The organism is Neolewinella agarilytica, assembly GCF_900110645.1.
Taxonomy (GTDB): Bacteria; Bacteroidota; Bacteroidia; order Chitinophagales; family Saprospiraceae; genus Neolewinella; species Neolewinella agarilytica.
The window spans coordinates 79,637-91,788 of sequence record NZ_FOFB01000021.1 but is presented as its reverse complement, the minus strand read 5'-3'; the positions used below and the strand labels follow the sequence as shown (position 1 = coordinate 91,788).

The 12,152-nt window shown below is 51.9% G+C and carries 8 protein-coding genes; 3 read left to right on the top strand and 5 right to left on the bottom strand.

What is annotated here, in order from left to right; all coding sequences use genetic code 11:
- Nucleotides 1–28: 28 nt before the first annotated feature.
- The 4 genes from BM123_RS17365 to BM123_RS17345 all read right to left on the bottom strand — a co-directional run bounded on the left by BM123_RS17365 (nucleotide 29) and on the right by BM123_RS17345 (nucleotide 7,056).
- Nucleotides 29–1,279 carry a helix-turn-helix domain-containing protein gene (locus BM123_RS17365; RefSeq protein WP_090171020.1) on the bottom strand — a complete coding sequence of 417 codons (1,251 nt, stop codon included), beginning with the start codon at nucleotides 1,277–1,279 and terminating at the stop codon, nucleotides 29–31.
- 68 nt (nucleotides 1,280–1,347) lie between these two features.
- Entirely contained in the window at nucleotides 1,348–3,282 is a 1,935-nt protein-coding gene (locus tag BM123_RS17360) for a tetratricopeptide repeat-containing sensor histidine kinase (RefSeq protein WP_139211928.1), read from the bottom strand.
- A gap of 524 nt (nucleotides 3,283–3,806) precedes the next feature.
- Nucleotides 3,807–6,032, bottom strand: a complete 2,226-nt coding sequence (locus BM123_RS17350; RefSeq protein WP_139211927.1) for a glycoside hydrolase family 113 — start codon at nucleotides 6,030–6,032, stop codon at nucleotides 3,807–3,809.
- Nucleotides 6,033–6,219: 187 nt separating this feature from the next.
- On the bottom strand, nucleotides 6,220–7,056 hold the full coding sequence (locus BM123_RS17345; RefSeq protein WP_175489440.1) for a glycerophosphodiester phosphodiesterase family protein: 837 nt from the start codon (nucleotides 7,054–7,056) through the stop codon (nucleotides 6,220–6,222).
- Nucleotides 7,057–7,358: 302 nt separating this feature from the next.
- Here BM123_RS17345 and BM123_RS17340 point away from each other — a divergent pair, with 302 nt between their 5' ends.
- A complete protein-coding gene (locus tag BM123_RS17340; protein WP_090171005.1) occupies nucleotides 7,359–7,820 on the top strand; it encodes a DUF2059 domain-containing protein in 462 nt (153 codons plus the stop codon).
- Between the two features lie 186 nt (nucleotides 7,821–8,006).
- Here the strand turns inward: BM123_RS17340 and BM123_RS17335 are convergent, their stop codons facing one another.
- Nucleotides 8,007–9,632, bottom strand: a complete 1,626-nt coding sequence (locus BM123_RS17335) for a S8 family peptidase (protein ID WP_090171003.1) — start codon at nucleotides 9,630–9,632, stop codon at nucleotides 8,007–8,009.
- Nucleotides 9,633–9,943: 311 nt separating this feature from the next.
- On the opposite strand from BM123_RS17335, the gene BM123_RS17330 reads away from it, so the two are divergent.
- Nucleotides 9,944–11,242, top strand: coding sequence for an amidohydrolase (locus BM123_RS17330; protein WP_090171001.1), 1,299 nt, complete (start codon nucleotides 9,944–9,946; stop codon nucleotides 11,240–11,242).
- A gap of 87 nt (nucleotides 11,243–11,329) precedes the next feature.
- Nucleotides 11,330–12,151, top strand: a complete 822-nt coding sequence (gene prmA, locus BM123_RS17325; RefSeq protein ID WP_090170998.1) for a 50S ribosomal protein L11 methyltransferase — start codon at nucleotides 11,330–11,332, stop codon at nucleotides 12,149–12,151.
- Nucleotide 12,152: the final 1 nt, after the last annotated feature.

Genomic DNA, 12,152 nt, shown 5'->3' with positions numbered 1-12,152 from the left:
GTCAGATTAGCTTTCGGGACGGCTCAAATCATGATTCGGGCCCGATTTCCCTAACCATTTGCCCGGGGCTTTTACCCGCATACTTACGGAAAGCCCGGTTGAAGGTGGATTTGGAGTTAAAACCGCAATCGAGGGCCAGGCTCAATAAAGTGTGGCGTAGATGCTCTCCGGCCCGGACTTTGTCGAGAAAAACTTCGCAGCGAAGTCCGTTGATGTAGTCGTTGAAGTTCTGCCCGTGTACGGTGTTGATCACTTTGCTTAAGATCGAGGGATTGGTCCGTAGCTGGCTGGCGAGTTCCCCCATTTTCAGGTCCGGGTTGAGATAGTCTTCGTGGGAGTCCAGTCGTTGGGTGAGTTTTTCTGCCCATCGTTGCAGGTCTTCGTCTACCACTGCGGCGGAGGCCGCGGGGTTGGAAGCGGGCTTTGGGTTGCTGCTGTCAGCCGGTGTGGTAGTTGGGGTTTGCTTCTCAGGTTCAAAGCGTAGCGCCCGGGTGGCCGTTGGGGAGATCGTCAGGAATTGAATAGCGACCAGGAAGGTGAAGACCGACATGACGAAAAAGCTGTCCCAGCTATCGATGTAGCTGGTGCTGTAGATTAAGTTGCCAAGTTCTAACAAAAAGGTCAGGCTTACACCAAACAGCATTAAGTAGAGGGTAAAGCGCAGGTGGGAGAATGATAACTGGTTGGCGTTAGAGAACTCAGCGGCCAGATACTGGCGGTAATGGCGATAGTCTTTCAGGGTTTTAACCAGGTAGAAAATGAGGTGGCAGAAGCTAAAAGCCGCTACGCCGTAATACCAGAACTGGAAGCCATTGTCGTTGTTAGCCCACTCTGCGGCCGGACCACGGGTGCCGTAGAAAAATTCAAAAGGAGCTCCTTTGATTAAGCGCCAGAAGAACCAGTCATAGAGGAAAACGATGATGGGCTCGAGGAGCACGATAAGAAGGGGGACAAAGTGCCACCAGTAGCGGCGCTCCCAACGGAAATCCGTGTTGGTCAGTGCCCGGAAGTAAAGCCAGATGAGCGGGCCAAAGGCCAGCAGGTTCTTCCACTCGATGTAGAACATAAGGGTCGTGCGCCAGTCATGGGCGTCGTACCAGCCGGCGAAGCCGAGCATCCATTGGCCGACGTACAGGCTTCCCATCAGTAACAGTAAGGCCGCCAGGTAATCACTGATCCGTTCTTCGCGGTACCCCCGCAGCGCGAGTATTACCGCAAAGACTAATCCCTGTAAAAAGCCAGGTAGTAGTGGCCCGGACCATTCGTTGAATTCAAACACGAAGGTAATTTACGGGCAATTCGTGGATCAGGCGGCAAATATTAAGCAGCAGGCCAGAGCACCAGCAGCTACCGGAATAAAGAAGGTGAGCTCTGCTCAATCTTGGTGTCTGCTTTAATAATGGGCAGAATGAGCGTCACCCTCGTGCCACAGGCCTCCCCGTGATGATACAAATCTTCGATATCTATTCGGGTATCTTCATATCCGGAATCACGGAGAAAGTCGATACGCCGGTCGGCGATATCTGATGCTACCGAAAGGTGCTCCGATTTATGCTCGTTTTTTATCAGGTTGGCGGCCACCCGGCCGCGGCCATTGTCTTCCACGATACAACGAATATTGCCGGGTAATTTTTCGAGGGTGATGGTCAGCCTGCCTTTTCTGGGCAGTATTGAGAGGCCATGAACAATCGCATTTTCTACGAATGGCTGGATCATCATACTCGGAATAAGTACATCACAGGTTTTCAGTTCTTCGTCAATAATAATCTCACATTCAAATTGCTGCCGAAATCGAAGTTGTTCCAACTCAAGGTAGGTGGTTAAGAACTCAATTTCTTCCTGAAGACCCGTAAAGAAACTGGCCTCACTTTTCGTAATCACCCGCAGTAAATCCGCAAATTTCCCCAGGTAGTTGTAGGCTTCAATGGAGTTAGACTTCAATATCTGATTTTGAATTCCATTGATAGCGTTAAACATAAAATGGGGGTTCATCTTCTCCCGCAGTAATTTTAGTTTTACCTCGGCTAATTGTGTTTGCTGAGATGCTTCCCGAATCCGGGTTCGGCCCATCTTATAAAAAAGCCACAGTATGATCAGGAAGCATATTCCGAAGGCGATAAACAATCTTTTATTTAATTTCGACCGCTGTTGAAATTCCTGCTCCTTACGTTCTTGCTCCAGGCGACTGATGGTCCATTCTTTTTCTTTTTCGAGCTGAGCGATCTGGATGGCCCGCATATCTTTTTGGGCGTCGTCGTTGAGGGCTAATTCCCGATGAGCGTAGTAGTCTCTGAGCCGCTTGATGGCCTCCTCTAAATCACCTTTCTTTTCGTAAAAATCCACTAACCCTTTTTTACAATAGGAAATGGAGAAGAAGAAGCCGGATTTTTCCGAAATCTGACAAGCGATGTCTAAAGCTTTTTCTGCTTCCTCAAATCTTCCTAAAGAAAGGAAGGACTCGAAAAGCACAAGCTGCATGAAGGCCGTAGCATCAGTTAAATGGTTCTTGCTGGGAATAAAATCTCTGTGCAACAGCTCAATGGCTTTTTTTGGCTGCCCCATGAAGTTTAATGCATAAGCGATATTGGTCAGAGAAAGCTGCTCATATTTACTGAGTCCATGTTCGCGGCTAAGCGCGAGCGCCAACTGATTGAAATCATATAGTCCTTCTATGTGCCCTACGTAATGGTGTGCTGCCCCGATATGAACATAAATTGAGGCTTTCAGGCCATAGTTTTTGGTTGCGTCTGCAAAAACGAGGGCTCGCCTTAGGTATCCCATGGCACTGGCAGAGTCGGCGGTGAAGATGAAAGAGTCAGAAGATTGAGACAGGGCCCAGCCCATGGAGGAGGTGTCTCTGTTCTCCCGGGCTATTTCGTAAGCCCTGTCGTTGAAAGAAGTTCCCAGCAAATGGTCACCTTCCGCATTGCAGAAATGGCCTAATGCCAAAAACAACCGGGTAGCAGAGGCCACATCGCCGGCTGCCAGGTAGTCGTCCGCCGTAATACTAATGTTGTATGCCAGGCGATCATAACTACCAAAAACAGGTTCCCATATTCCCCGCATTCCTTGCAGATCGCGGGCTGGTCGCTCTGCGGGGTCTATCAATAATAATGGTTCGAAGGCCGTAATCAAAGAGTCCCATACACGCTCCTGTTCCTTCCCGGAAGGAAGCATTTGAAATTCTTCATTACTGAACATTTCCTCTTCTGGATAATAAGCGACGGGCTTATCTGCCGGCACTTCCTTTATTTCATTACAGGAAATAGTTAGGAGAATCAAAGAAGCGAGAGAAAGAAAATAGATTCTAAAGACTGGCGTTTGCACAATTGCTGAAATAAAAAGAGGTTACTCTTTAGCATGAGAGATAATACCCTTGCAAAGTACAAAAAAATAAATGGGGCGCTCACCGCAGGTGCAAGGTGGACTAAAGGGGCAATGGGGAAGTCTTAGCCTGCTTCCCCTCTGCTGTTCAACGGTTGCTTGCACCTGCGTGAGCGCCGCTACCTTTTTTTGGTCAAACTTTTCCAGAACCTGCACAAGCTCACCAGCCGGAGTCAAACGAATCCTGGTACAGTATAACATAAGTTTACACCTATTTGTATTGAGGCCCTCGGCGTACTTCTCGGCTGGCTTCTCCTTCGTCGAAGCTCGCTCGAAGTTTGCTCGGGCACGGGCCATTTGGGGGCTGTTCGTCCCCGAGCAAGTGCCGAGCGAGAGAAGCGAGCCGAGGTACACGTTCGACAAGCTCAGTGGGGTCGCACCGAGGGGGGGGGTAAAAAAACAAGAATTTATGTTACACTGTACTAATTCCAGCCACCATAAAAGCCGGCCAGTACTTCCGCTGCTTCTTTTCCGCCCGGAGAGAAATTCCGTCCGGGAGACCTGCTGCCTTCATCCGCGCCGAGGTAGGAAGGCCATTTCCAGATAAAGATGGCTTTTAGCTCCGGTGTCTCGTCCGCAGCAGTTACCAGCGCGCGGTAGCAACGGGCCTGGGCCCGTTGATCAGGGGCCCGGTCTCCTGCCTCCGCGTGCGGATTTTTCCAGGGGGTGGAAACGGAGCGGAAGCCTGTTTCCGTTAGCCAGAGCGGTTTTCCCGTTTTTTGGCTTATGGCCTGGGCCAGTTTCATCCAGCGACGGGCTCCCGTCAGTAATTCTTCGTCGGTGGGGGTGTCACTGTCCGAGATGGGGTAGTAGGAGTTGAGCCCAATAGCATCCAGCTCATCCCAGAAAGTAAAGCCTTCGAATTCGTCTCCCCAGTTGGCCGCGTAAGTAACCTGGCCGCCGTAGATCATTCGTACTTTGCGGATGACCTCCCGCCATCGTTCGGGGTGCTTCAGCGTCGTGTAGCGGAGTTCCGTGCCAATGCACAGCGCGCCAACTTTTTCCTTTTCTGCCAGCAGTGCGTAGTGCAATATCCAGTAGGTATAGCGTTCAAAAAAGTCGCCCCATTCCTCTTCAGTTTCAAACTCGATGTCTCCCGGCCAACTGCCCCGCCCAACCCAGATCTGCGGCTTCAGCATCGTGAACCAACCGCGGGAATGCGCCTCCCGGATAGAACAGGCCGTGGCCCAGTCGTTCTCTCCTCCGGCACTGTCGCCGATGGGCAGGTCGCCCACTTTATTCGGATCCCGCTGAAAGGTGTAGGGCACAATGGCCAGAGCATTGACGTTCAGCTCGGCCAGGCTGTCCAGCGATGGCTTGATCTTCTCTCCGCCATACCCGTTGTGTACCCGGTAGCCCTGGTGCGCAAAGGTCATACCGGAAAGTGGAGCAGTGGGCATTGGACGAGACTCAGGGGCGGATATTGGGAAGTTGCGAAGGTCGTATTCAGCCAGTAACTCCGCTGGTATTGTCTTGTTTTTGGTGCGGAGGATGGCCCGATAGGCCGCAGCGGGGGAATCAAATTTGTGGCCAAGGGTTAAGGCTCTGGCGGTAGCTTCTTCAATAAAGCCTGATCCGTTTTCCTTCGACAGGTTTTGCCTGCTGATCTGCTCTCCCGTTAGCAGGAATTGCAGGGCGGTGTTACGTTGATCTTTCAGGAAGCTTTCGGGAGCATAACGATCAGCACTGGCTTGCAAGGCGCTCGTTAGCAAGCTGAGGTTTTCACCCGTCAAACTTCCCCCCGCTATGTGTTCCACAAACGGTTGCCAGCTTGTAAATGAAGTCAGAATGTCGGCTTCGCTCATAAAGCAGGGCACGAGATGCAGGACTTTCTTATCCGATGCATACTGAACCGGAGCCATACTCCCGGTCCGCAGCCCGATCCGTTCCAGGTTAGGGTAAAAGCGTACTTCAGGGAACCAGTCCGACTGCTGGCCGGTAATCGTATCCAACAGCGCCTGTACCGTTTTTAATGCACGGACACTACGGGTAAGCTCTTCTTTTTTTACCATTCCGTCATAGGCAAAAACAGTCAGTTGCCCCTCCTGATACACGGGGTCCTCCGGCGAGGCCATCGTCATCTCTTGTGCAGGATCAAAGGCCCAGGTAGTATCCGCGAAGGAGCCCAGTATCCGGTCACCGTTGGCCCGGTGGATCTCGTAGGCCCAGCTGGGGCGGAAGAGGCGCCCCCAATTGTCTTCAAACTCCGTATTGAGGCGTTTAATCAGCGAGGCTGTGTTGGCGGAGAGGTAGAGGCCGGAGACGGTGCTTTTGTCTGACCAGGGGTTGGTGTAGTAGGGCAAGAGGAAGACATCATCGTAAGCGAACCCCAGCCGCTGATCAAATTGCCAACCGTCTCCGCCCCGTTGAATGGGAAGCTCTTCGCCACCTTCGGGAATACGGTCCCCAAAGAGGATGATGGGGCCGCTTCCGAGCGTGTCAGCGGACAGTTCCCCGCAACTGTAGACCTCGATTCTTTTGCCGAAAGGCTGCTTGCTGGCAACATCTTCCAGGAAGGCTTTCAGGTCGGAGGATTCAGCAGGATCCTGCAGACAGTAAACAAAGCGCCAGACGGAGGCCCGCATCGCCTGCCGCGTGAGCTGTCGGCGGTTGGGCTCGGGTTCCGCTTCCGGAACTGGCTTTGACATGCTGCAACCTGCATACAGAAGACTCATGATGGCCAATGAAATGAAAGCGAGCCACGTTCTTGGAGAGCTATGCATCTAAGTTGTTTATTGGAAAAGGGTAAGTAGAAAACTAAAAGTTAGGTGTATTTATTGATCAATTTCCCTGCGGTGAGTTGTCATTCTACCATTACTACCGAAAGATCGACACTTACTGCAAAGCTTCCGCTATCCGGTCGGGGTAATCCGTGATGATTCCATTAACGCCCAGCGCCAGAAGTTCTTTCATGCGGGCAGCATCATTTACCGTCCAGGGCACCACCTGCATATTGAGTTCGTGGGCTTCTGTCATCAGCGCCTCATCAACGTGAATTTCATAAGGGCTGTAAATTGGCGGAACGAAGCCAATGGCGTCCATTTTTTCCTTCAGCCCGCCGGGGAATTCGTCCAGATAAGCGAGTTGAATCTCGGGCCGTTTGTCGTGAATAACCCGCAGCGTGGGCGGGTCAAAGCACTGTAAGGTAACGAGTTCCGGGTGGTTCCAGGCGTCAAGGTCTTCGAGCACCAGGTCAACGAAGGTCGAACGATTGGGGACATACACCCCTTCGTGTTCCGCCTCATACTTCAGTTCAATATTGTAGCGCGGAGAGGACCGTTTGTTCTGTACGCAGTAGCGGTCAACGGCGGCGAAAACGGCGGCGAGGGTGGGCTTGGTGGCAGGCCGTTTGGCCTGCTGGGGGAAGCGGGGGTGGGGGAGTTGCCCGCAATCGTAGGCTTCTATTTCTACTGCGGTGAGGTCCATGATCTTTATCCGATCAGCCTCGGCTTCAGAAAGTTTGTTTCCGTCGGGCCCGAGACAGATCTCGGCAGACATCCAGGGCTCATGGCTGACAATTACCCGCCTATCGGCCGAAATGACAACGTCAAGTTCCAGCGTTTTTACTTCGGGGTAAGACAGGGCCCGCAGAAAGGCCGGAATGGTGTTTTCAGGTAGCAGACCGCGGCAGCCACGGTGCCCCTGCCAGTCGATTAAGGAGGTTGCAGGCATAGTTGATGGGGGTGTTACTTCCTTTTCCTGATCAGTCTGGGGCGACGGAGCGCAGGTGCAAAGGAAAAGTAAAGGGAGCAGGAATCGGAGATACATATAGGGTAAAGGTAAGGAGCAGGGCAATCGCAAGCTCGGGTAACGTGGACGCTCGAAGGTCCTTTCAGGACGCTTCGAGGTCCGCTTAGCCCGGCTCAAGTGACCTCGTAGCGTCGCGGAGCGACCTTCGAGCGTCCCTGCGTGAAGCTTACTATTACCCTGAGGTAAGGAGCAGAAAACCGCTTCTCAACCCTTATCTTCACCCCATGAAATACCTTCCCCTACTTCTCCTGTCCTTTCTTTTGGCCAGCTGTACAGTCACCAAACCCGTTGCCCTCAGCGGAACTAAATCTGAAAAAGTGGACAAGCTCCTGGAGCTCACTAATCAGGCCGGTGCATTCGTTAAATCCGTTGAGCAGCAGATCGAAGCACAAAAGAATTCCCCGATTGCCGCACAAGTTCCTCCGGGCTTTTTTGATGCCTTCCTTAAACGGGTCAAAACCACGGGGTACAGTGATTTGCTGCCTGAATTCAAAAAGGCTTACATGGACACGTTCACGGAAGCAGAAATTGACCACCTGCTGCGCTACCAGATGGACCCGATGACCCAAAGCATGATCGAAAAACAAACGGACCTTCTGCTGAAAACAACGGAGGTTGGCCGCAAGTACGGCGAGAAAGTCGGGACGGAAGTTGCGACGGAATTGATGATGAAGCAGAATAAGTAAAACGCTGACCGCCATGCTTGCCTTCGGGTAAAGTGACAAAGGAGGTGCAGCCCTCTGCTCCTTAATCTTTCCCTTTGCACCTGCGGTGAGCGCACAAAAAAAGCGATCAACGATCAGCTCCCGGGTCTTGTCGCCCCAATACTGATCGTTGATCGCTAGTGAATAGTGATCCTTAGAAGATGACGTTTAGTACATCTTCAGCGCTTCATCACGCTTAGCCACTTTCTTCTTCTTGCCTTTGGTTCTTTCTGCCATTTTCACGGCAGTGTAGGCGTTGGCCAGGCCACCGGTAGCGGAAAGATCCGCAAAGCTGATGGTTTCTTCTGACCCTGGCTTGGTAACCTGCAGATTGACGGGGATGGCAGATTCGAGAATGATCTCCCGAACTTGCTTCGCCTTCAGGTCAGGGAAGTAGCTGCGCAGCAAAGCCGCGATACCCGCTACCATCGGTGCTGCCATTGACGTACCGCTGTTGCTTTCGTACTCATCACCCGGTGTGGTGGAGTAGATGCCACGGCCCGGAGCAAATACATCGACCATCTTCTTATTGTAGTTAGAGAAGCTGGCGGGCAGGCTCTCATCGTAAGAAGCACTGGAAGCACCTACGGTGATGTAAGTCTTGATGGTCTTCTTTTTGCCAAGGTAGGTGTCGTTAGGGTAGTTGTTGGTCAGCGTCAGCATCTTACCGTCGTTTCCGGCGGCGTGCACCAGCAGCACGTCGTTCTTCTCCGCGTACTTCATGGCCGCATCCACGGCTTTCTTGTAAGGGCTGTAACCTTTACCGAAGCTCATGTTGATGACCGAAGCGCCATTGTCAACGGCGTAGCGGATGGCATTGGCGACGTCCTTGTCCCGCTCATCACCGTTAGGTACGGTACGGATAGACATGATCTCGACGTTGGCTCCGCCTACGCCATTGACACCGATGTTGTTGTCGCGCACCGCAGCAATAATACCGGCCACGTGTGTACCATGACCAGCGTCAGGGCCTTCCACCTCGTTGTTACCATAATTACGGTCGTCGAGGTTGCCGGGGTTGTCACCTACGATGTCACGAGCGTCAAAGTCTTTATTGTAGTTGAACTCCACCTGGCTCTTGAAGTAGTTCAGTGCGCCTTCCAGCTCACCGTGCAGATCAGCCACGGAATTACCCTGAGCTGCCTGGTTGGCGATGATTCCCTTGATCTGGGTAGTCGCCATATCTTTGGTTTCGATGGCCGCAACGTCTTCCGCCGTTACGTCTTCCACTTTTTTACCGGTGGCCTTGATGATGCCCTCGAGCCCGTCCATAATAGCAGTGTACTGCGCGTAGGTAGGAGCAAGACTTTCTATCTTTTCATCGATGATCGTTTCGTACTCTTTGTAGGCATCGTACTCTGCTTTCTCGGCCTTACTCAAGCCATCACGGTTACGATTATTGTACTTCTTGTGGTAGGTATTGTAGAGCCGTACGATTTCCAGGTTTTCGTAGTTGACGTTTTGTCCGTCTTTACCACCGATGAAGTTCCAGCCGTGCATATCGTCGACATAGCCGTTGTTATCGTCATCGATGCCATTGCCGGCAATCTCGCCCGGGTTGGTCCAAATAATGTCCTTCAGGTCTTCATGCTCCACATCGACGCCAGAGTCGATAACGGCAACGACCACCTTTTGGCTGGTCTTGCCCGCCAGGTAATCGTGGGCTTTCTTGGCGCTTACTCCGGGAAAGCTATCGTCTGTCCGGTCCAGGTCCCACCAGTTCTTAGGGGTTTCCATTTGGGCGCTAAGACCCGTAACCATAAAGGCGAGGGCTAAAATGAGAATCTGTTTCATTTCTGTAGTTTGATTAGAATGGCTGCAAAGAAAAGGAATGTTCTTCGCAATCTTCAATGTTTACGCAGGCCCTGACCGCTTTACGGAAGGTGGCCGACGATAAGTTGGTTTTTCGTTTAACGCAGGAAGGCGTAGTTTGATTCTTAAAGCTCCCTTAAAAGTTATTTGTTCGACCCCTGGCTTTTAATGACAAAAAGGTGGCGAAGCCCTACGAAGGGTTCAGGCGCGGCCGCAGGTGCAGGGAAGGTTAACGGGCAGGGGAGGTTAAACGAATTTTGAAACACTATCTTTCCGCCAGAAAACCAACCAACATGAAATATCTTCTCTTATCCGTGGCCATTGTTCTGTCAGCTTTGGTCAGTGCTCAGTCGGTCAACTACGAAGCTACCAGGAAGGCTTCGGCCAGCATTGAAGACAAAGTTATCGAGTGGCGGCACCACCTGCACGAAAACCCGGAACTCAGTAACCGGGAGTTTGAAACGGCGAAGTACGTTGAAAAACACCTGAAGGCCCTCGGAATGGAAGTGCGCACTGGCGTAGCTTACACGGGCGTCATTGGCATCCTGAAGGGAGATAAGCCTGGTGGCGTTATCGCTCTGCGGGCTGACATGGATGCATTGCCCGTAATTGAAAAGGTTGACCTGCCTTATGCCAGTAAGGTAAAAACAACTTACCTCGGGAAAGATGTTGGCGTCATGCACGCCTGCGGTCATGATACTCACGTGGCCATGCTGATGGGCGCGGCGGAAATTCTCTCTGCGCGGAAAGCAGAAATTGCCGGCACGGTCGTCTTCATCTTTCAGCCGGCCGAAGAAGGCGCCCCCAAAGAAGAAGGTGGTGGCGCAAAAATGATCGTGGAAGAAGGCATCTTTGATGACTATAAGATTGAAACGGCTTTCGGAATTCACATCAATTCTCAGACGCCGGTAGGCCAGGTTAACTACAAGCCGGGCGGCGCGATGGCTGCTTCTAATCCTTTCAAAATCACCGTGAAGGGAAAGCAGGCGCACGGTTCTGCTCCCTGGGCTTCCGTTGACCCCGTTGTTGCGGCGGCCCAGATTATCCTGGGCTTGCAAACGATCGTCTCCCGGCAGATGGATCTGACTAAAGAACCCGTCGTTATTACCGTCGGTAAAATTGAAGGTGGGGTAAGGAACAACATCATCCCCAATGAGGTAACCATGATTGGTACCATCCGTACGTTAGACCGTAAGATGAAAGCGGAGGTTTTTGAACGGATTAAAAAAACAGCCACCAGCATTGCCGAGTCCAGTGGTGCGGAGGCCATCGTTGAAATACAGGACGGGACGCTCATTACGTACAACGATCCGGAGATTACCCGCAGGCTGATGCCTGCAGTGGTAGCCACCGCCGGCGAAGACAACGTTAATCTCGTGCGGCCGATCACTGGTGCGGAAGACTTTTCTTACTACGCAGCCAAGGTGCCCAGCCTGTTTGTTTTTCTGGGTGGCATGGATCCGGCAATGAACCGGGCGGATGCACCCGGGCATCATACCCCTGATTTTCGGGTCGATGACCGGGGCCTGAGGCTTGGTGTGGAGATTTACACCAATATTGCTCTGGATTACCTCAGCGGCCGAACCAAGTAACCGCATCCCCTTTTTAAGTCTGTGTTTGTGTTCTTTAGCATCCGCTGCTGGAACCCTTCTTTTATGTTCTCTTAAAACCACTCTGCTTTGTTTCATCAGTATACCCTTGATAATGATCCGGAATTGCACCCCATTCTGGTGGCATTTCTTAGTGAGGCCGGATTTGACAGCTTTCAGGAAACCGATGCTGGTCTGCTGGCGTTTGCCGAAGCCGAACGCCACGAAGAGTGGGTTAAAGCATTAGATGAGCTCAAAGCGCAGTTTTCCTTTGATTACAGATGGGAAGCTATGCCGGAGAGGAACTGGAATGAAGAATGGGAGAGTAATTTCTCACCCATTCGGGTAGGTAACCGTTTGCTCATCCGGGCGGACTTTCATGAAGCGGATCCATCCGTTGAACAGGAGCTGATCATAACGCCTAAAATGGCTTTTGGCACCGGTCATCATGCTACAACCTACATGATGTGTGAGTTAATATTTGAACAGTCGATGAAGGGGCTCAGGGTACTGGATTACGGTTCCGGAACGGGAGTGTTGGCCATTTTAGCCAAACGCCTGGGAGCCGGAGACGTTGATGCAGTCGATATTGAGCCTCCTTCGGCAGAGAGTACCGCCGAGAACGCCCAGACGAACGGCGTGGAACTGCATAATGTGGTGTTGGGAGAGCTAAAGGATGTGCCTGCTGAATCCCCATACGATCTCATTCTGGCAAACATTAACCGAAACGTAATTTTGGACACTTCGGCGGCGTTATATCAGCGCCTGAAGCCAGGCGGCACTGTTCTTTTCAGTGGCATTCTGGCTCAGGACGAACAATTACTCGTTTCCCGCCTTGTGGAACTTGGTTTTGCTCACCAGGAAACCCGTAGCCGGGAGGATTGGCGAGCTTTCGTTTTTACCCGTGATTAAA